This is a genomic window from Gardnerella sp. c17Ua_118, assembly GCF_055804255.1.
The window spans coordinates 949161-968984 of the sequence record NZ_JANUYT010000001.1 but is presented as its reverse complement, the minus strand read 5'-3'; the positions used below and the strand labels follow the sequence as shown (position 1 = coordinate 968984).

Below are 19824 nucleotides of genomic sequence, written 5' to 3'. Positions count from 1 at the left end.
AAGGATTAAAAATGAGTAGAAATAAGAATTACATAGCAACCGCATTGATTGCTGCAATATGCTCGGCGATTACGTTGATTGCAACAGCTTTGGTGCCATCTGCACTCGTTGGGTCGGCGAATGCTGTAACAAGCAACCAACCAGTTATGATTCAAGCGGGTCATGCTGATTTTGGCCCAACGCTTGCGGGTGGAAATTGGAAAATACAAATCCGCGATGATACTGGCGATGAGCCAGTGTGGCGAGATCCAGAAAATGTGGTATTTAAGCTTGGCAGCAACTCGATTATTCCAATGCCAAACGATTCGACTTACAGCTTTATTGGCGAAAAGCCTGGAACGAAGCTTTATGTGATTCCACAAACTCAAAATCCTGATGTGCCTTGGCTTGGGTGGAACACTCAAGAAGGCGGAGTGCTAAACGAGCTTGATCGCGGGGCGAACCTTTCGCTTGATGGCGTAAGTGGCCCTGGAAAATTGCACGTTTACTTAGAGAATGGAAATAATAATCCACAGCAACTTTGGGATAGCACTAAAGGATATCCGCAAAACAGCTGGATTGAAGCTAACGCACACACGCACGTAAATTGGGTGTTCTCTAAGCCTGGAATTTACCACGTAAAGCTCACTTTTTCTGGAAAGCTAAAGAATGGTCGCGCAGTAAGCGATACGCGTGTTCTTAATTTTGCGGTTGGAGATAAAACGGACGCGCAAGCTGCTTTGCCAAGCGCTGGTAGTGCAGGCCAAGGCGGAGCTTCGCAAACTGATGCGCAAGATGAGGCTAATGGCAGCGAAGACGCGGATGGTAATGGCGACGGAAACGCAGCTAATAGCGAAAACAATAATGGCAATAAATCCGCAAATAATTCGAGAAAAAATCATAAGTCTAGCTCCGACGACGCTATAGCAATCGCGCAAATTGTGATGATTGTATTTGCGATTTTAACAATCATAATTATTGCGTTTATTGCATTCGCTGTAGTAAAGAGCAAGCGTGCGCGCCAAAAGGCGATTAATCAGCATGATTCCAACTCACACCAAAACACCTCGATTTTTAATAATTTAGGACAAAACAATGCGTAATAAAACATTAATTTGCTTTAGACTAATAAGTGCGATTATAAGCGCAATAATATCTTTTGGATTCTTGGCGTCGATGTGCTGCTGCAATTGTGGTAGTGCGTATGCGGACGAGGTTGTTGCAGGCTCTGAATTGGATAATGCTAACGCCTGTCTTGCGGCTCAACTTAAAAACGATGCTCCTAAACCAACCAGTAGCTCAACTTCCGGCGCAAAGCTTTGCCGTGTAAAAAAAGGCCATACTGACGTTTTTGCAACTTATAAAGATGCCAACGGAAATCTTGTGCTTGGTACAAGAGGCGATTCCTTCCCAGGTAGCGACGCAAATAGTATTCGATACAATTCTTCGCTTATTCGTTTTGTTGTTGGCAAGAAAAGTCGCGTAAGAAAAAATACAGTATTTTCTTTCGTAAAACAGAATGTGGAACATGTGTATCATCTTCCTTCTCAATTTGAAGTAGGTAAATTGTATGCAGGCGTTTCTACTGAAACTTTGGGGCAAAATTCGGGAATTAGACAAGTGACTTTTAGCTTTGACCACGCAACTATGCCTAAAAATGGCGCAGTTTACATGGCTGGAAAAGATGACGGAAAAAGGCTAGAGTATCTTGGTACTGATGGAACTGGCTTCCCAAATGAGTACACTGTGAATGGTAATGCTCACGTGCATATGGATTGGGTTTTTACAGCTCCTGGAAAGTATGTGTTACCTGTAAAAGCAGTTGCTGAAACTAATGACGGTAAAAAACTTACTGCTACGCAAGATTACACTTTTGAAGTAGATCTTAAGAGCGCTGAAGAATCTTCTCAGTACGATACAGGCGAAGTCGACTCGCAGTCTGAAGATTCTGGTAATCAGAATGGAACTTCGCCTAGTGTTAAGAAAAATAAAGGCTCTGAAGGCAATGATTCAAATGATGATTCAGATGAGGATTCAGAGGATGACGAGAATGACGAAGATTCTGAAGATGAGAATAATGAAGAACCCTCTACGTCAATTGTTATAAAAGGCAATAACAACAGAGTCTACGTAACGCCATGGCCTGGTGCAAAGCCAAAAGGTGGATTGACAAATCATGGCTCCAATGAGAGTGGCGATGAAGATGGCGAAAGCAGTGGTGGCAGCGAGTCTGAAGTTGAATCTAAAGGTAAAAACAAAAAGCAAAAGTCAAGTAAAAAATGCTCCAAATTTAAGGATTTACAAGGAAACAAGCTGATTATTAAACATGGCCACGTTGATTTAGCAACATATTCGACGAGCAACGGAATCGGCTTTGCGGTGCAAGAAGATGTGACTGGATCTCATGTCAAGCGTGACCCAAGTAAAGTTGTATTCTACACAGGAAACGAAGCAAAAAACGGTAACGTTTGGCGTTTTCCGCAAACCCAGAATCAAAATGTGCCGTGGCTTGGCTGGAATAACCAAAACTTGCATCCGCACAAATCTAGCAAAATCAGCCTTAAATCTGTAAAAGGGCCAGGTAGCGTGCGCATTTGGCTGCAAGGCTCGTTAGGTGAAAAAGCGAAAACTATCATGTCTAGTAACGGAAAACGCTCTTACACGATTCCTGCAAACACGCATATGCACTTGAATTGGGATTTTTCAAAAGCTGGATACTACACGATTCGTCTTGCTGTAAGCGCGAATGGCAAAACTCTTGCAAAGGACTTCCATTTTGCGATTGGTGTGGATCCATTGGAAACGCCTATGAGCTGTAGTGCAGGAAGCGATGAAGATGGCGATGATGTAGATGATGGCGACGAAGGCGACGGAAAAGACGTGCAGAATGATGGCCAAAATGATGGCCAGAATGATGGGAATGCCAATAACACCAATGCAAATGCAGGTAATGCATGTAATGGCAATAATGGCAGCTCAACTGCGCTAGCTGGATCTTATTCTGGCGGAGGATCGTCGTTCTTTGGCGGTGGATCTAGGTCTGCATCTAGTCTTGCAAAGTCTGCTAAATCGGGCAAAACTGGCAGGTCTGTAAGCATTTCTGGTGGAACTTTGGGTAAGTCAAAAGGCTTGCAATCAAAGTACAGCGCAAAGCGAATTAAAGGATTAAGCCAAAGCCTTAGAAGCGGCGTTAAAAGCGAAGAACCTAGTGGAATTATAGGCTTGTTCCAACGCAAGCCAGTAGTTGCATACACTGCTTTAAGCCTTGGAATTGCAACGATTTCTGGAACTTGCGCAGCTGGATTGTTTGTTCTACGCAAACGCGGACTAATACCTGCAGGGGGCTTATTTAGCGCGCTTATGGGTTTGAAATAGTGCGTAGAAAACGTTGGTAAAATTAATGAAATTCGTTGATTTAGTAGGTAAAAAGAGCGCGATGCGTGCTGTTGCGGCTGCTTTAGCTGTTTTGACAGCGCTGCCGATGGGCGCGTGCGGTGCGCCTAATAGTGTACTTCACGCAAATAGCGCAAAATCTGGCAAAATTAACGTTGTAACAACAACGGGCGTTTTGCGAGATATGGTTGCGAATGTTGCAGGAGACGCAGCAAATGTGAGTGCGATTGTGCCAGACAACGCGGATCCGCATTCGTACGAGCCGCGTTTGCGATCAATTAGAGACGTTGTGTACGCGGATGTTGCTTTTAGCAATTACATGATGCTGGAAGAACACGGCGTAATTACAGCTTTGGACGCGAACTTGCGAAAAGGCGTGCCAAATGTGCAACTTGCGGAAGAAAGCGTTAAGCACGCGGCAGATATTATTCCGATGATAGAAGACGTGTCTTTAGACACGATTTGGCTAGGGCTTGCTACAGAACGCATGGCTGCGCAGCCAAGCGAGGAAGCGCATAGCGCGCAAGGCGCTACAAGTGCAAATACGCAAAAGCGTGCGGAAGAATCGCCCTCGGCGGCGGCTGGTGGACTAGCTTCGCTAAACAATCTCAATAAAACAAAAACAAATTCAAAACAAGCTAGCCAACTAGAAAAGTCAGGTCAATCTTTGCAATCAAATGCGCCTTCTACTGCAACAAAAGAAGGTCGCGCAACTGTAATAAAGCCTAACTCATACAACATGAAGCGCTCCGACAGAATACGCTTAACAGCAACGAAAGTAAGCGGACCAGGCGCGCTATTCGCATACTTGACTGGCACTTTTGGAAGCGTAGAAACATACTTTAACAGCGCAAACGGAATAAGCGCCAACGACCACATAGACTTGCCAGCAGACGCACACACGCATTTAAGCTGGGCGTTTAGTAAGCCAGGCGAATACACGCTTGACTTGCACGCCGACATGCTAAACGCGCAAAACGAGGTAGTTTCTAGCCTTGGAAACACTAAAATGCGATTTGCTGTAGGCGTAAACGCGCAAAAAATAGCCAAAAAGCGTGGAGCTAGCGTAGTACTGAACAAAGGTCATGCAGATTTAGCTTACGACTTAGCAAAACGCGGATTTGTGTACCGCGTAGACACTTTGCAAGAAAAACGCTCAGCTGCGCCAAAACGCGTGTATTATGCGCCTCGCGATGTTGTTGTAGAAGTTCCAACTAACGCGCTAAAAGAGATACCAGCCGAACAAGGATACAGGTTTTTGGGAGCTGCAAGGCAGAAGATCTATCAGCTGCCGCAAGCAGTTTTAGGAAAGCACGTTCATGGAGACATTGACCCGCATTTGTGGCAATCCGTAAAAAATGGCATAGCATACGTGCGCACAATCGCAGATCGCCTTTGCGAAGTGGACCCTAAAAATGCTCGTAAATATCGCGAAAATGCGGATAGATACATTAACAAGTTGTTAGATGTAGACGCGTATATGCGAAAAAAAGTTGCGTCAATACCAAAAGAGAAGCGCAATTTGGTTACAACGCACGATGCTTTTGCGTACTTGGGTAAGACTTACGGCGTGAATATTGCAGGATTTGTAACGATTAATCCTTCGAGCGAGCCGAGTGTGCAAGATAGGCGTAGATTGCAGCAGATTTTGCGCGATTTAGAGATTCCAGCTGTGTTTTTGGAGCCAAATTTGATCTCGCGTTCGTCTGTGCTTAAAGAGTTGGCAGCGCAAGCGCACGTAAAAGTTTGCCCGATTTATGGAGATGCTTTCGATTCTAAAGTGCGAACTTATGCGGATATGATGCGAGCGAATGCGGATTCTTTAGCGAAGTGCTTGAAGTGAGATTTAAGTGAGATTGATGTTGGATTTAAGTTGGATTTAAGTGATGAGGATTGACGAGGGAAATATGGATGCGAATATAGACGCGAATACTGTTATAAACGCGCAAAACTTAAGCGTAAGTTACGGCAGTCGCACGATTGTAAAAGACGTTTCGTTTACGATTAAAAGTGGCGAATTTGTGGGACTTCTTGGCGCAAATGGAGCTGGTAAAACAACGCTTTTCCGCGCGATTATGGGGCTAATACCGCATTCTGGAAAACTCGAAGTGCACGCTAATAAAAGCGGTGAATCTTTGATTAATTCGCGAGTAAACAACGTTGGATACGTGCCACAACGCCACGATATTGCGTGGGATTTTCCACTTTCTGTACTAGACGTAGTAATGATGTGTCGCATTCGTCACATTGGCTACGTTCGTCGCGCAAAAACAGAAGACTACGAGATAGCGCTTGCTTCTCTTGAGCGCACAGGAATGGCGGATTTTAGGGATCGCACAATCGGCGAGCTTTCGGGCGGTCAAAGGCAGCGCGTACTTGTTGCGCGTGCTCTTGCTGGGCAGCCGCGATTGCTTCTTTTAGATGAGCCATTTACAGGCTTAGATATGCCTACGCAAGAGCTGCTTACGAGTCTTTTTTTGGATTTAGCAAAGTCGGGAGAAGCTATTTTGATGAGCTCGCACGACATAATCGGATCTATAAACTCGTGTTCTAGAATCATGCTTTTTGACGGAAGCATAGTAGGAGATGGCGCTCCAGAATCGTTAAACGCAAATCAATGGGTGCAAACATTCCATGTGGATGCGCAAAATCCACTAATCAAAGCTGTAGAGCGCGTTATGGCGCATGAAAGTGGGGCAGAAAAATAATGCTATCTCCAATCGACTTTATACAAGACCTTACAAACCCAGACCTTTGGTTTTTGCTCAAAGCGCTTATAGTGGCGTGCCTTTCTAGCGTAATTTGCGGCGTAGTTGGATGCTACGTGGTGCTACGCGGAATGGCGTTTATTGGAGACGCAGTGGCGCACTCCGTGTTTCCAGGACTTGCAATCGCGTTTGTTCTGCAAGGAAACTTGCTGTTTGGCGGCGCGCTCGCAGGAGTTGCAACCGCGCTAATCGTATCAATCTTTAGCCAAAATCGCAGGCTTCGCGAAGACTCGTTTATAGGCGTATTTTTTGTGTCTGCCTTTGCGCTGGGAATCGTAGTAATATCAAAAGCTTCGGGCTATGCAGGATCCCTAGAATCGTTCCTATTTGGCTCCATTACGGGAATCCCAGACTCCGACATTGCTGTAGTAGCAATAACAGGGCTAATAATTGTAACGCTTTTAATGATGTTCCACAAAGAGCTAGTATGCGTTTCGATGGACCGAGAAACAAGCCGCGCAATGGGGTTGCCAGTAGCGTGGTTGGATGGAATGCTATACGTTTTAGTTGCGATTGCTGTAGTAGTATCTGTGCAAATAATTGGAAACGTGCTTGTTTTAGCGCTTTTGATTACGCCTGCGGCGACTGCGCGATTGCTTACTGACCGACTTGGAAAGATGATGATTTTAGCGCCTGCTATTGGGTGCGCTTCTTCGATTCTTGGAATGTACTTGTCTTGGAGTTTAGACACTGCTGCTGGCGGAACAATCGTTTTGGTTGCGACTTTTATGTTTGTTCTAGCGTGGGTGTTCTCGCCTAAACACGGGTTGGTAGCGAGAATTGTGCCGAAACTACGATCAGTTGTTGCACGATTTGACTGAGCTTGAAATTGCATAATGCATTTCAAGCTCCTTCAAAGCGCTGAGCCGCTCAAGGCAGAAGCATTGCTTCTGCGCGGCGAAGACGTGAGCGCGGCTAATCCGCGCGAGCGATTTTCTCTATTTGCTGTTGCGCGAGGTTTGAGTATTTCTCTCCTCGCAGGCGCGCCAACCTGCCTTCGAGCTTAGAGCGTAGCGCGAGAAGGCAATTTGGCGCGCTGAGCCGCTCAAACGTAAAGTCCAGTGGACTTTACGTGCGGCGAAGACGTTCGCGCGCTTAGACCGCGCGAACGAAACACTTTTACGGATGGTTTATGAACGTTAATATTCTAAGGTTTTAGGTTTTAGTACGGCGCTATTTATTGCTCGTAGAGAAATACATCAAACCTTCTGGATATCTAGGACTTTTGCGTGGCTTTTATCACCGAGATTCTCGATTTTTCTTGCTACTTCAGCGAATCACCATCGGAGGACTGCGAATCGACTTGCATGAGCGCTTAAAGCGTAGCGCGCGAATGCACTTCGATTCGCTGAGCCGCTCAAACGTAAAGTCCAGTGGACTTTACGTGCGGCGAAGACGTTCGCGCGCTTAGACCGCGCGAACGAAACGCTTCATCCGCTGCGAAAAATCTCGAATCTCTACAGCGCCTGGCGTAATCATGTAGTGTGCTTATGGAAGATTTTGCGGTTTATACTTTGCGGCACAATAGACGTATGGTATCTAAAGGAAAACCTTCGCCTAGAAGCGCAGTTAAGCCGCTCAGCGATGAGCAAGTAGAACGCTTAGCGCGCGCACACAAGTTAGTTGATCCTACTTATTACTACCCAACTGGCGCGCGTACGCCAAACGCAGCAGAAATCAACGCGCAAAATCCAAAGGCAACCGAGCGCCTGCTCGAAGGAACGTCTAGAGTGCTTAGATCTCGTTGTAAAGTGCGCGCATGGGGACTAGAAAACGTGCCAGAAGAAGGCGTGTTTATAACCGCTTGCACGCACGTTACAATGTTCGACGTTTTTGTGCCAATGACGTCTCTATTCCACCAAGGTCGCCGTCCGCGATACATGGCAAAAGCAGAACTCGCGCATTGGCCAATCTTAGGAAAATGGTTCCAGCTTGTTGGCATGCAACCAGTTCCACGCAGAAGCGGAAAAGCGCGCGAAATCGAAGAAGAATCGATTAAAATCCTTACAAACGGCAGGCCGCTTAGCGTATGGCCAGAAGGAACAGTTACGCGCGACCCTCAAAAATGGCCTATGAGCATGAAGCCAGGAATTGGCATTATTGCGCTCGAAGCATCGCGCAGGTTGGGGCATCAAATTCCGCTATTTTGCGCTGTTACGTGGGGTGCTGCAAGCATTAATCATTGGTGGCCGTGGCCAAGGAAGAATGTTGTAATGTGCTACGATGCGCGTCTTGATTATTCGGATCTTCTAAAAGATATGGAAAATTGGGGCGATTTGCCGCCTATGGAGTCTGCTGCCGAATTGGCTCGTCGCGTACGCGTGCGCATGACGGAAATTATGGAAGAGATTCGCGGCGAAAAATCGCCAGAAGGATACTTCGATTACAAGCTTATGAAAAGAGTCAAAGAATAGTTGATAAATTGCGATTCGATAAGTCGTAAATTGTTGACAAGTCGTAAGTAAATCGTTGATAAATCAGTGATAAGTTATTAGAAAATCGTAAGCAAGTCACCGATAAATCACTAATAAAGTCTTCACAAAATGCCCGTAAAGCGCACTGTGTAGAATTATGTAATAGTGTGATTAAAAGTTGACTAAGTTGACTATAAACTAACTAAGTTTGCTACGAGTTGACTAAGTTGACTATAGCTTGACTAGTTGTAAATCGCTACAAATGGCTTAAAGCCAAAGTGGTTTACAAACTCATAAATCGAAAGGCTAGGCGTAAACATGAACGTTACGGTGTTGGGTGCTGGAGCTTGGGGTACGGCGTTTGGGCAGGTGCTTGCAGACGCGGGAAATCAAGTGACAATGTGGGCAATAGAGCCGCAAATTGTTGAAGGCATTCGAGATAATCACCGCAACGAAGTGAGGCTGCCAATCGTAGAGCGTTTGCCAGAAAACATGACGGCTACGGGGAATCGTGAAGAAGCTGTAGCAAACGCAGACATTGTAGTAGTTGCGATTGCAGCACAATTTGCGCGCGTTGCACTCGAAGAATTTGCTGGCAAAATTCCGCAAAATGCGATTGTTGTTTCGCTTATGAAAGGCATTGAGCGAGCTACAGGCAAGCGCATGGACGAAGTTGTGTGCGAGGCCTTGAACTTACCGCGCAACCGTTTTGCGGCACTATCTGGGCCAAACTTAAGCAAAGAAGTGGCATTAAGGCAGCATGCTGCGGCTGTAGTTGCGTGCGAGAATCGCGAGAATGCCGAAGTTGTAGCAAAAGCTTGCTCAAACAGCTATTTTAAGGCGTTTGTTTCCACCGACGTAATCGGCGTAGAAATGTGCGGATCGCTTAAAAATGTTGTTGCGCTTGCAGTTGGCATGGCTCGAGGAGCTGGTTACGGCGAAAACACGGCTGCGATGATTGAAACTCGCGGTCTTGCAGAGTTGACGGCATTGGGCGTTGCGGAAGGCGCAGATTCGCGCACATTTGCAGGACTTGCAGGCTTTGGCGATTTAGTTGCAACTTGTGGGTCTCCGCTAAGTCGAAACTACACTTTCGGCGCCAATCTTGGAAAAGGCATGAGCGTTGAAGAAGCAACCGCTGTGAGCAATGGCGTTGCGGAAGGCGTTCCAACTACTAGCGCGGTTGTAGCAATGGGCAAGCGTTTGGGAGTTGCGACTCCGCTTGCAAGCGCAATGGCTTGCGTGTTAGAAGAAGGAATCTCGTGCCAAGAGATGCTTGCAATGCTTTTTGATAACGATGTTTGCGAGGAGTAGTGAAGCGCGAAAGTTGTGCGCTTAGATAATTCAAAATATATAGATAATTCAAAATAACTAAAATAATTCAAAATATAAAAGGAAAAAAATGACGAAAAAGCGTGTAGTGTTCTTGTACGGCGGTAAAGCAGACGAACATTCGATTTCTTGCATATCGGCTGCTGGAGTGCTTAGTGCTGTAGACGAAAGTCGATTTGAAATCGTGCGCATTGCAATTACAAAGCAAGGCGAGTGGATTGTTGGCGGCGAAGATCCGCGAAACTTCCGCATGGAGCAAGGTGAGCTGCCAGTAATCACGAAAACCGCAGAAACGCGCGATGTTGTGCTTGACCCAGCAAAGGGCGCCGACGGATTTTTGGTGCGAGAGGAGGATGGCACGCTTACAAGCTTAGGTCATATTGACGCTGTTTTCCCAGTTCTTCACGGCCCGAATGGCGAAGACGGCACTTTGCAAGGCTTGCTAGAAATGATGCAAGTTCCGTACGTTGGTTGCGGAGTTTTGGCCTCAGCTGCGTGCATGGATAAATACTACGCAAAGCAGCTTTTTAAGGCGGCGGGAATTGCTGTGGCTCCTGGGATTGCGCTGGATGCACGCAAGTTTGCAAGCGATTCAACGAATCACTTTAATGCGTACGCAAACGAAATTCTTGAGCAAGTTGAAGAAGCAAAACTAGAGTATCCGCTTTTTGTAAAGCCAAGCCGTGCAGGGTCTAGTTTTGGAGTTACAAAAATAGAAACGCGCGATGCTAAGGCCTTAGCAGATGCCGTTTATGAGGCCTCAAAGCACGATTGGCGAGTATTGGTAGAGCAGGGAATTGATGCGCGCGAGATTGAGTGCGCTGTTCTTGCAGCGCGTGATGGAGAAGAGCCAAAAGCCAGCTGGCCTGGAGAGGTTGTGCTCGACAAGCGCCAGGCTGGCGAAGACCAGTTCTACGATTTTGACAGCAAATACATGGATTCTGCGGCTTCGCACGTTGAAGTTCCAGCGGATTTGCCAGAAGAGACTTTGCAACGCGTGCGAAAAACTGCGCTCGCAGCGTTCAAAGCGGCAGATGGAAGAGGGCTAAGTCGTGTGGACTCTTTTGTAACTAAAGACGGCCGCGTAATCCTTAACGAGATCAACACAATGCCTGGTTTTACGCCAATTTCCATGTATCCAAAAGCTTGGGAAGCAACAGGAATAAGCTACAGCGATTTAATCACAAAGCTTATTGAAGGCGTGATTTTAGACTAGTCGGAGGTAAAAATGCGTAAACAGCGTAAGCTTGCAAACAAACAGCATCCAGACGCGTACACGATTGCGCGCAGACGTCAAGGATCTGTAGGAGTGTCGCTGTGCGTGTTCCTATTTACGTGGATTCTTGCAACGCTTTTAATTGGCGAGTTGATTAGCATTTTTGTTCCAAAAGGTGTTTTAACACCTTCGCTAAGCTCATTTGTCTCTTCGGATGTTGCGCAATACCTAATAGCGTTGCCGCTTGCAATGCTTGTTCTAAGGCGTACACCAGCGGTAGAAACTCGCAAGTTTACTATGTCTTTGCGCCAATTTGGCGGATTCTTTGCTGTTAGTGTGCCAATAATGTATGCAGGAAGTTACATTGGGCTTGTGGCTTCTGCGCTTATTTCTGGTGGAAAAGCCGAGAACAGAATTGCAGATATTGTAGCAGGTGGAAACGTGTGGGAAACGCTGCTTTTTGTGGTATTTTTAGCTCCAGTTGTGGAAGAATGGCTGTTTAGAAAGCAAATTATAGACAGGTTGCGCGTGTATGGCGAAAAGCGCGCGATTGTGTTCTCTGCATTGGCGTTTGCGCTTTTCCACATGAATATGTTCCAATTCTTCTACGCTTTTGGGCTTGGTCTTGTGTTTGGATACATGTACGTTCGTACATCGCAGCTTAGATACAGCGTGTTTTTGCACATGATTGTAAACTTCCAAGGCAGCGTTATAGCAATGTGGATTTCAAACAACATGATGGATTCAAATGGAGATCTTATTAAGGTTGAAAACTTGAACACTCAAGAGATTGCGGATTTGGCTCCTGGATTTATGTTTATAGGCCTTTATGCAATGTTTATGATTGTTATGTTTGTGTTTGGAATTGTGCTACTTGCTCGTCGCAAGAGGTATCTTGAATTCTACGATTCGCCGCTAGAGATTCGTGGGAGCGCTGGAACAAAAGCACTTTACGGAACCGTTGGCGTTATGGGATTCTTGATTGCGTCCGTTTTGCTAAATTTGCTTATGCTGTTTGTGTAGGGTGAATCTGTTTGTGCAAGCTGAATCTGTTCGTACAAATTGAATTGATTTAATTGATATTTGATTTAAGTTAGGAGGCGTCTATGTTAGACCAAAACAATTTAGAAAGCGCTCAATGTGCAAATGACGATTGCTTTGCCGCAGATCCAATCCGCGTGGGTCTTTTAGGCGCTGGAACAGTAGGATCGCAAACAGCGCGTCTAATAGTGGAAGAAAACGCTGACTTATCGGCGAGAATCGGCGCTCCGCTAGAGCTTGCGGCAGTTGCGTGCTTGCATCCAGAAGAAGTGGACGCGCCATGGATTGCCAAAGATCTTTTAAGCGCAGACGCAGGAGCGATTTGTAAACGCGAAGATATAGACATAATTGTTGAGCTAATTGGCGGCTTAGAGCCAGCGCACACATTTGTAAAAACTGCGCTAGAATGCGGAAAATCGGTTGTAACAGCAAACAAAGCGTTGCTTGCAAAGTTTGGCCCAGAACTCTACGAGTGCGCGCAAAAAAACGGAGTGGATTTAAGCTTTGAGGCGTCTGTGGCAGGTGCAATCCCGATTTTGCGTCCACTTAGAGAGTCGCTTGTGGGCGACAAAATCACGCAAATTTTTGGAATCGTAAACGGAACTACAAACTACATTCTTGACGAGATGACGGTTCGCGGGCTTGATTTTGATTCGGCTTTGCGCGCAGCTCAAGAAAAAGGGTATGCGGAGGCGGACCCTACAGGAGACGTTGAAGGATTTGATGCAGCAAACAAGGCTGCGATTTTGGCAACACTTGCATTCCAAATGCCAATAAGCATTGATGACGTTAGTGTTGAAGGAATTAGCGCGATTACGGCTGAAGATATTGCTGCAGCAAGTGCGCAAAATCGCGTGATTAAGTTGCTTGCGGCGGTTGCTTGCGATTCGAGTGGCGCAGTGAGCGCAAGCGTTTACCCAGCGTTGGTTAGCAAAGAGCATCCACTGGCTTCCGTTCATGGCAGCTTTAACGCCGTTTTTGTTAAAGCGCAAGCGGCGGACGATCTTATGTTCTACGGCCGCGGCGCTGGTGGCGCGCCAACAGCAAGCGCGGTTGTTGGAGATATTGTTGGAGCTGCTAGAAACATAGCGCGCGGCTGCAACGATGCTAGCGTGCCAATGTATAACGCCAAATCTTTGGCTTCTACGCGCTCGATTCGTGCGGATTTTGTTGTGCGATGCAGCATGGAGGATACTTCGCTTGCTCTTTGCAGCGAAGTGATGGACGTGTTTGCGGAGCACGGAGTTAACGCGGAACGATTGCCTATGCTTTGCCAAACTCAATACGATGGTGAAGGCGATTGCCCAGCTTGCGGAATCGGCGGCCCTGGCGATTTGCGCGTGCTTGTAAAAGATTGCACAGAGGCGGATTTGAGCGCAATTCTTGCTGATTTGCAAAAGGTGGATGCTGTGTGTGCAAAGCCTCTTGCATTGCGAATTATTGAGTAATTTAGTAATCGAATAATTTAGTAATCGAATAGTTAAGTAATTAAGTAATTTAGTAGGCTGCTCGAGTGGAAAAGGTGCGAAATGAAACCAGTATGCAATAGTGTGTCAGTTTGCGTGCCAGCAACAAGCGCAAATCTTGGGTCTGGATTTGACGTTGCAGGAATTGCGCTTGATTATTCGGATTCGCTAGTTTTTACGCTTGATGATTCGGTTGATGATTCGTTTGATGATTCGCAAGATGTTCGCGTGATTATTAGCGGCGAAGGCGAAGATACGTTGCCAAAAGACGAGACGCATCTTGTTGTTCGCGCGTTTCGCAAAGCGTGCGAAGCATTTGGCTTGCCGCGTTTGCGCTTTACTCTAGAAGCGCATAATCGCATTCCGCAAGCGCGCGGAATGGGGTCTTCTGCCAGTGCGATTGTTTCGGGCGTGGCTGCAGCTTGGGCTTTTGCACATAATGGGGATCTTAATAAGCAAGCTATTTTTGAGCTTGCATCTTCGATTGAAGGCCACCCAGATAATGTTGCTCCGGCAGTTTTTGGCGGATTAACAACCAGTTGGAAGAGTGGCAGTGAGTTCCACACTGTTCGATACGGCGTTTCTAAGCAAATTCGTGCAACGATTTTTGTGCCGAACTTTACTCTTTCAACGCAAATGGCTCGTCAAGCTCTTCCAGAAAAAGTGCCATATGCAGATGCTGTGTTTAACGTTTCGCGCGCTTGCTTATTGCCGATTGCGTTTGGTGATTTTGGTTATGCTTGCGATTCTGCCGATTCTGCTGATTCTGCCGATGCTTGCGATTTTTGCGTAAAATCCACTCTTTCTAGAAACGATTTGCTTTTTACAGCTACTCAAGACGCTATTCACCAGCAATACCGAGCAAGTCTTATGCAACCAACTTGGGATTTGGTAAAAGCTTTGCGAGACAAGGGGTTTGCGGCTGCAATATCGGGAGCTGGATCTTGCGCAGCGGTGTTCTACGAGGAAAAGTCGGAAGCTTCCGAAGAGGGAAATAACGCCACTAATATAAACGAAAAAATAGAAAAAATTGCAAAGCCGCTTTTAGATGGCTGCGATTGGAAAGTTTTGCACGTGCATGTTGATTCTACAGGCGTTGCAATAACTCGCGAATAATTTGTGTGAAGTTGTAAGTGAAGTTGTAAGTGAAGTTATGAGTGAAATCGCAAAAAGAGGGAATATGAAAGTTTCATTGATTTTGGCTTCTCAGTCTCCTGCAAGAAGAGCGGTGTTGGCAGCTGCAGGCGTGATTCCTGTGATTCACGTGAGCGAGGTAGATGAGCCAGCGGCGTTGCGTAATGCTGCAAATGCGCAAGGTGTTGGCGTAGAGCAGATGAGCGCCGAGGAGCGCGTTTCGATTTTGGCGCGAGCAAAGGCTTTTGCGGTGTATGAGTCGTGGAAGCTTGTGGCAGATGCAGCAGCTTCGGCTAGTGGCGATTTGGTTGTGGGGTATCCGCTGGAGGCTGAGGATGAGGCTGAGAATGCAGAATCTGAATCTTCTGAATCTGAATCTTCTGAAACTGCTAGTAGCGCTTTGGCAGACGATTCGCAATCAGACGTAACGCATAACGTAGATACTGCGCAAACTCGCGATTTTTCTGGCGTAAAAGTGCCTACCAAGACTTTTGATATTCACGATTTTGCGCATACGAATGAATCTTGTAACGATTGCAACAGCGTGCTTATTGTTGGCTGCGACTCCATGTTTTTGCTAGACGGCGAATGCTACGGCAAGCCGCATACTCCTGAAGCGGCATTCGAGCGTATTAAGCGAATGAGCGGAAAAACTGGAGAATTGTTTACTGGCCATTGCTTAATCGACGCAAAAAGCGGCAAAACCGTGTGCAAAGTGAGCCGCGCAAGCGTGACTTTTGCACATATGAGCGATGAGGAAATCCGCGCGTACGTAGAAACTGGCGAGCCGCTGGAAGTGGCAGGATCCTTTACGCTAGAAGGCTTTGGTGGTGCGTTTATTGAGGGAATTCAGGGCGATCCGCATGGAGTTCTTGGAATCAGCTTGCCTCTGCTAAGGCAGATGGTTTGCGATCTTGGGTACGCTTGGCCAGATTTGTGGAATAGTCGCAAGCTAGAGGGCGAGGCGATTAAAGACGATCCAGCTTCCGAAGAAGTGCCTAAAGAAAACGTGCATCAGCCAGGAGATGGATGGGTTATGTGCGATTGTGGGCGCAAGCATTGGGGCCATAATGGTGCGGCTGGCGTGCTGCTTGCTAGGCGAGACGATGCCACTGGGTGCGTGACTCATGTTGTTATGCAACATCGCGCGCTTTGGAGCGCGGAAGGCGGCACGTGGGGGATTCCTGGCGGCGCAATATCTGATGGCGAAACTGCGATTGAGGGCGCGTTGCGCGAGTCGTTTGAAGAAGCGAACATAACGTCTCAAGACATTGATGTTGTTGGAGCGTATTGCGAAAATCACGGGAATTGGCGTTATACAACGGTTTTTGCGTTTGAAAAGCCAGGGCATAGCGTGAATCCGTGCGCGCACGACGACGAGAGCATGGAAATCAAGTGGGTGCCGATTGACGATGTTCCGAAGCTAAAGCTGCTTACGGCAATGCGCACGGATTGGCCGTCTTTCCGCGCTCGCCTTGATTCTCTAGCATCGACTCGCTAGCTGCGCGACGACCTGCCTTTCCTCTTAGAGCGTAGCGCGAATCGACGATTTCGAGCTGCATAATGCGCGAGAAATCACCTCGATTCGCTGAGCCGCTCAAACGTAAAGTCCAGTGGACTTTACGTGCGGCGAAGACGTGAGCGCAGCTAACCTGCGCGAACGATGACCTGCCTTGTAGTGCGTTTGTATTAAAAAACGCCAAAATTCAGTACAATCGCACTACGGTTTTGTGTGTTTGTGTAGTGTGTTTGTATCATAATCCGAGTTTGTTGATTCTTATCTATGAAATCTTATAAAATCGTATTTATGCGCTGATGCATGCTAGTTTTCTGCTAGTTGTTAGATGTTTTGTGGTTTGTGCTTGATTTTTGTAATTTTGCTTGTGATTCATGGGTTTTGTGTTAAGCGCATAGAAATAAAGTAAACAAATCAAATAAAGCAATTAATTGCGTAAATTTGCGTAAAAATTAGGGGGCAATTATGTCTAATGCGTCAAATATTAAAAAAGATACTATTACAGCAAAAGGCTTTGCAATTCAGGTTTATACGGAAGATTTTAGGAATGATTACGTTAGTTTAACCGATATTGCGAGATATAAAAACAAAGAAGAGCCTAATGTGGTTGTTGCAAACTGGATGAGAAATTACAGTACAATAGAGTATTTAGGCATATGGGAGAGACTAAACAATCCGAATTTTAAACCCATCGAATTCGAGGGGTTTTTGAAAGAAGCTGGTAGCAATGCTTTTACGCTATCTCCTAAAAAATGGTCAGAAATCACGAATGCAATAGGTTTACTTGTAAAATCCGGTAGAGGTGGTGGAACTTATGCTCATAAAGATATAGCATTTAAGTTTGCAGCTTGGATTTCAGCAGAATTTGAACTATATATTATCAAAGATTATCAAAGACTTAAATCTGATGAGAACTCAAGGCTTTCTCTGAATTGGAATTTGAACCGTGAGATTTCGAAGATTAATTACAAGATTCATACGGATGCTATTAAAGAATATTTGTTGAAGGATTTGACTCCTGAGCAGTTGATGTATAAGTATGCAAATGAAGCAGATTTGTTAAATGTTGCACTGTTTAATAAGACTGCTAAACAATGGAGAGATGCAAATCCTAAGTCAAAAGGCAACATTCGAGACGAGGCGAGTATTAATGAACTTCTGGTATTGGCGAATATGGAAAGCTATAATGCTGTTTTGATTTCTAAGGGTTTGCCACAGGCGGATCGAATGGTTGAACTTAGAAATTTGGCGCGAACACAGATTTTATCTCTTGAGAATTTGAATAATTCTGGAATAAAGAGTTTGGATTCCGTGCTAAAAAATTGAGTTTAATCACTTTTTAATTCTGCGCTTAATACTGATATTTACCTTGTTTTTGTGCGCTCCGACCTGCCTTTTAGCTTGAGAAGCGTAGCGCGAAAAGGCAATTCGGAGCGCTGAGCCGCTTAAAGGCAGAAGCAGTGCTTCTGCTGCGCGCTTTGACTGAGCTTGAAATTGCATAACGCATTTCAAGCTCCTTCAAAGCGTGATTTGGCTTAAACATAAAGTCCAGTGGACTTTATGTGCCAAATCAGCCGAACGGCTACTAATAGCCGTGAGGAATAGAGCGCGCTTAGACCGCGCGAACGACAGGACCTGCTTTTCCGCTTTTTGCTGTTGATTTTGCGGTTTTGAGCTACAAAATGCGGAAAATGATCTTGCTTTGTAGAATTATACTTATGCGCTGATGCATGCTTTGATTAGTTTGATTAGCATATTTTGATAATTTCTGGCGCAATGTGATAACATTTCGTATACGAAATATTAGGAGTGGGAGATAATATTTATGAAGGTTTTAGTACATACTAGAGTCATTCGTAAAAGACCCTGGCTCGATGAAACTGAAGTAATAAATATGTGGAACTCATCATGTAGAGAGCTTCCCAGACAAGGCGAGTATGAGCCCAGTCAGATGCTTTCACTTGCTTGGGATTCGCGTGGTGTTATTACGGAACTTATTGCTTATAAAGGTGAAGATGGGGAATGGATTATTTTTCACGTAGCGCCTGCAACTAAAAAGTTTCTTGCTGAAATGGGATTTAGCCAAGAAGAAATTAGACAAATTTTTGGTAGAAGATAAGTAGGATATAGTTAAGAGATATTAGGAGTGATTATGGCTAATTTTCGTGGTGAAGGTGGCGTTGACGTTACCGATGAAATGCTTGATAAATGGGAAAGTGATGCTGAAAAAGGCATATATCATGGAAAAGCTGGTAATTTGCATATTAAAAAGCCGCTTGGTAGACCGCCTATTTATAAAGAAGCTATGCTACCTATAACTTTCCGCATATCTGCTGAAGATGCGGAGGCTCTAAAAGCTTCTGCCGATAAGCAGGGTGTGAAAGTTGGGGATGTTGTGCGAGAAGCGTGCAAACTGCTTCTTGCTCAAAAAGCAAGATGATTGCAAAGTGTTGTTATTGCAAAATGCTACGATTGCGCGCGGATTAGTCACCCTAAAACTGCTGCGATTAGCGCAATAAAAATCGGACTTGTAGTGGTAGAAAACAGGATTCCGTCGCGCGCAAAACTCAAGCCAACATTGTATCTTGCAGCGTAATTGTATACGTTTTGGCCAGTCGGAAGAGCCGCCAGCACAACGCATGCGTAAAGAGTGGCGCCTCGAAACCCCATAACAAAATAAGCCAGTAAAAACGCAACAATTGGCATAATCAAGTTTTTTAGAATCGCAACTGTAGCAATCGCAGCTCGGTTAGAATCTTTTTGCAGAGGCTTACTGCCGTAAAGCGACATGCCAAACGCCATTAAAATCATAGGAACCGCGGAATCGCCAATCATCTTAATCGGGTCATAAAGAAAATTCGGAACAGGGAAATAGCCAACTTTTGCAGAAATTGCCGAAATAATAATTCCTCCAAGCGATCCGATTAAAAGCGGCTGCTTAAGTGGCTGCTGAGCAATGCGCTTAAGCGAGCACTTTCCAGTGGTTGTAACGTCTAAAACCGTTAGTCCAACAGGCGTAAAAACAGCTTGTTGCATAACTAAAATCGGGGCTACAAGCGCGGGATTTCCAAGAATATAGGTTGCAACGGGCAAGCCAATGTTGTTTGAGTTTAAGTAAAGCGAGTTAAGCGCGCCAATTGTGCAATCTGCCGCAGGAAGGTGGAAAAACAGGCGATTAAGCAGAATAAACGCAACGCCAACAATCATTGCGGAGAAAAACGCAACAAAAATTGACGAGTGGAAAATCTCAAAAATTGGCTCTTTTGCGAGGATTGCAAACATTAAACAAGGACTAGAAACAAAAAAGCTTACGCGATTAAGCACCATTTGTGCTTGCGATCCGCCGATGCGAAGACGCGCAGTTACGTAGCCAGCGGCAATCACGATACCGATTACGCAAAAGCCTTGCATAGCGCTGATTAAACCCATGTAAACGATTCTAGCGCTGATTTTTGCAAATGGGGTAATGTGTGGCTCCGCGCATACGCAACGATTCGCAGCGCTATGATTCGCACGCGTATGTTGTTTGACGCTGCAATATGGCATACTAGAGAACGGTGGCGCT

16 protein-coding genes are annotated in these 19824 nt (G+C 45.7%); 15 read left to right on the top strand and 1 reads right to left on the bottom strand.

Annotated elements, in window-relative coordinates; all coding sequences use genetic code 11:
* The first annotated feature begins 11 nt into the window (after positions 1–11).
* From NYP69_RS03865 to NYP69_RS03795, 15 genes are all read left to right on the top strand, one after another.
* Complete coding sequence (locus NYP69_RS03865; RefSeq protein WP_464410962.1) at positions 12–1082, top strand: choice-of-anchor M domain-containing protein; 1071 nt, start codon at positions 12–14, stop codon at positions 1080–1082.
* Positions 1075–3354, top strand: a complete 2280-nt coding sequence (locus tag NYP69_RS03860) for a choice-of-anchor M domain-containing protein (RefSeq protein ID WP_473412949.1) — start codon at positions 1075–1077, stop codon at positions 3352–3354. The genes NYP69_RS03865 and NYP69_RS03860 overlap by 8 nt, the downstream gene beginning before the upstream one ends.
* A gap of 25 nt (positions 3355–3379) precedes the next feature.
* Positions 3380–5215 carry an anchored repeat ABC transporter, substrate-binding protein gene (locus NYP69_RS03855; RefSeq protein WP_473412948.1) on the top strand — a complete coding sequence of 612 codons (1836 nt, stop codon included), beginning with the start codon at positions 3380–3382 and terminating at the stop codon, positions 5213–5215.
* A 43-nt stretch (positions 5216–5258) separates the two neighbouring features.
* On the top strand, positions 5259–6080 hold the full coding sequence (locus NYP69_RS03850; protein WP_473412947.1) for an anchored repeat-type ABC transporter ATP-binding subunit: 822 nt from the start codon (positions 5259–5261) through the stop codon (positions 6078–6080).
* Positions 6080–6961 (top strand): anchored repeat-type ABC transporter permease subunit, encoded by an 882-nt coding sequence (locus NYP69_RS03845; protein WP_473412946.1) that lies wholly within the window; start codon positions 6080–6082, stop codon positions 6959–6961. The genes NYP69_RS03850 and NYP69_RS03845 overlap by 1 nt, the downstream gene beginning before the upstream one ends.
* A 711-nt stretch (positions 6962–7672) precedes the next feature.
* A complete protein-coding gene (locus tag NYP69_RS03840; protein ID WP_473412945.1) occupies positions 7673–8554 on the top strand; it encodes a lysophospholipid acyltransferase family protein in 882 nt (293 codons plus the stop codon).
* A 318-nt stretch (positions 8555–8872) separates the two neighbouring features.
* Positions 8873–9868: an NAD(P)H-dependent glycerol-3-phosphate dehydrogenase gene (locus tag NYP69_RS03835; protein ID WP_473412944.1), complete on the top strand. Its 996-nt coding sequence runs from the start codon at positions 8873–8875 to the stop codon at positions 9866–9868.
* A gap of 88 nt (positions 9869–9956) precedes the next feature.
* Complete coding sequence (locus NYP69_RS03830) at positions 9957–11102, top strand: D-alanine--D-alanine ligase family protein (RefSeq protein ID WP_116286108.1); 1146 nt, start codon at positions 9957–9959, stop codon at positions 11100–11102.
* Between the two features lie 12 nt (positions 11103–11114).
* Positions 11115–12125 (top strand): CPBP family intramembrane glutamic endopeptidase, encoded by a 1011-nt coding sequence (locus NYP69_RS03825; protein WP_016785279.1) that lies wholly within the window; start codon positions 11115–11117, stop codon positions 12123–12125.
* A gap of 83 nt (positions 12126–12208) precedes the next feature.
* Entirely contained in the window at positions 12209–13591 is a 1383-nt protein-coding gene (locus tag NYP69_RS03820; protein WP_473412943.1) for a homoserine dehydrogenase, read from the top strand.
* A gap of 81 nt (positions 13592–13672) precedes the next feature.
* Positions 13673–14725 carry a homoserine kinase gene (gene thrB, locus NYP69_RS03815; RefSeq protein WP_473412942.1) on the top strand — a complete coding sequence of 351 codons (1053 nt, stop codon included), beginning with the start codon at positions 13673–13675 and terminating at the stop codon, positions 14723–14725.
* A gap of 64 nt (positions 14726–14789) precedes the next feature.
* Positions 14790–16244 (top strand): Maf family nucleotide pyrophosphatase, encoded by a 1455-nt coding sequence (locus tag NYP69_RS03810; RefSeq protein WP_473412941.1) that lies wholly within the window; start codon positions 14790–14792, stop codon positions 16242–16244.
* A gap of 480 nt (positions 16245–16724) precedes the next feature.
* Positions 16725–17585, top strand: coding sequence for a KilA-N domain-containing protein (locus tag NYP69_RS03805; RefSeq protein ID WP_016785663.1), 861 nt, complete (start codon positions 16725–16727; stop codon positions 17583–17585).
* A gap of 499 nt (positions 17586–18084) precedes the next feature.
* Positions 18085–18378 carry a hypothetical protein gene (locus NYP69_RS03800; protein WP_119529353.1) on the top strand — a complete coding sequence of 98 codons (294 nt, stop codon included), beginning with the start codon at positions 18085–18087 and terminating at the stop codon, positions 18376–18378.
* A gap of 33 nt (positions 18379–18411) precedes the next feature.
* Complete coding sequence (locus NYP69_RS03795; protein ID WP_016636161.1) at positions 18412–18699, top strand: hypothetical protein; 288 nt, start codon at positions 18412–18414, stop codon at positions 18697–18699.
* 47 nt (positions 18700–18746) lie between these two features.
* Here the strand turns inward: NYP69_RS03795 and NYP69_RS03790 are convergent, their stop codons facing one another.
* Positions 18747–19688 (bottom strand): AEC family transporter, encoded by a 942-nt coding sequence (locus NYP69_RS03790; RefSeq protein WP_016636162.1) that lies wholly within the window; start codon positions 19686–19688, stop codon positions 18747–18749.
* Between the last annotated feature and the right edge of the window lie 136 nt (positions 19689–19824).

Coding starts and splice junctions, on each gene's coding strand:
- NYP69_RS03865 (WP_464410962.1), top strand. CDS start 12: ATGAGTAGAAATAAGAATTACATAGCAACCGCATTGATTGCTGCAATA.
- NYP69_RS03860 (WP_473412949.1), top strand. CDS start 1,075: ATGCGTAATAAAACATTAATTTGCTTTAGACTAATAAGTGCGATTATA.
- NYP69_RS03855 (WP_473412948.1), top strand. CDS start 3,380: ATGAAATTCGTTGATTTAGTAGGTAAAAAGAGCGCGATGCGTGCTGTT.
- NYP69_RS03850 (WP_473412947.1), top strand. CDS start 5,259: ATGAGGATTGACGAGGGAAATATGGATGCGAATATAGACGCGAATACT.
- NYP69_RS03845 (WP_473412946.1), top strand. CDS start 6,080: ATGCTATCTCCAATCGACTTTATACAAGACCTTACAAACCCAGACCTT.
- NYP69_RS03840 (WP_473412945.1), top strand. CDS start 7,673: ATGGTATCTAAAGGAAAACCTTCGCCTAGAAGCGCAGTTAAGCCGCTC.
- NYP69_RS03835 (WP_473412944.1), top strand. CDS start 8,873: ATGAACGTTACGGTGTTGGGTGCTGGAGCTTGGGGTACGGCGTTTGGG.
- NYP69_RS03830 (WP_116286108.1), top strand. CDS start 9,957: ATGACGAAAAAGCGTGTAGTGTTCTTGTACGGCGGTAAAGCAGACGAA.
- NYP69_RS03825 (WP_016785279.1), top strand. CDS start 11,115: ATGCGTAAACAGCGTAAGCTTGCAAACAAACAGCATCCAGACGCGTAC.
- NYP69_RS03820 (WP_473412943.1), top strand. CDS start 12,209: ATGTTAGACCAAAACAATTTAGAAAGCGCTCAATGTGCAAATGACGAT.
- thrB (WP_473412942.1), top strand. CDS start 13,673: ATGAAACCAGTATGCAATAGTGTGTCAGTTTGCGTGCCAGCAACAAGC.
- NYP69_RS03810 (WP_473412941.1), top strand. CDS start 14,790: ATGAAAGTTTCATTGATTTTGGCTTCTCAGTCTCCTGCAAGAAGAGCG.
- NYP69_RS03805 (WP_016785663.1), top strand. CDS start 16,725: ATGTCTAATGCGTCAAATATTAAAAAAGATACTATTACAGCAAAAGGC.
- NYP69_RS03800 (WP_119529353.1), top strand. CDS start 18,085: ATGAAGGTTTTAGTACATACTAGAGTCATTCGTAAAAGACCCTGGCTC.
- NYP69_RS03795 (WP_016636161.1), top strand. CDS start 18,412: ATGGCTAATTTTCGTGGTGAAGGTGGCGTTGACGTTACCGATGAAATG.
- NYP69_RS03790 (WP_016636162.1), bottom strand. CDS start 19,688: ATGGGTTTAATCAGCGCTATGCAAGGCTTTTGCGTAATCGGTATCGTG.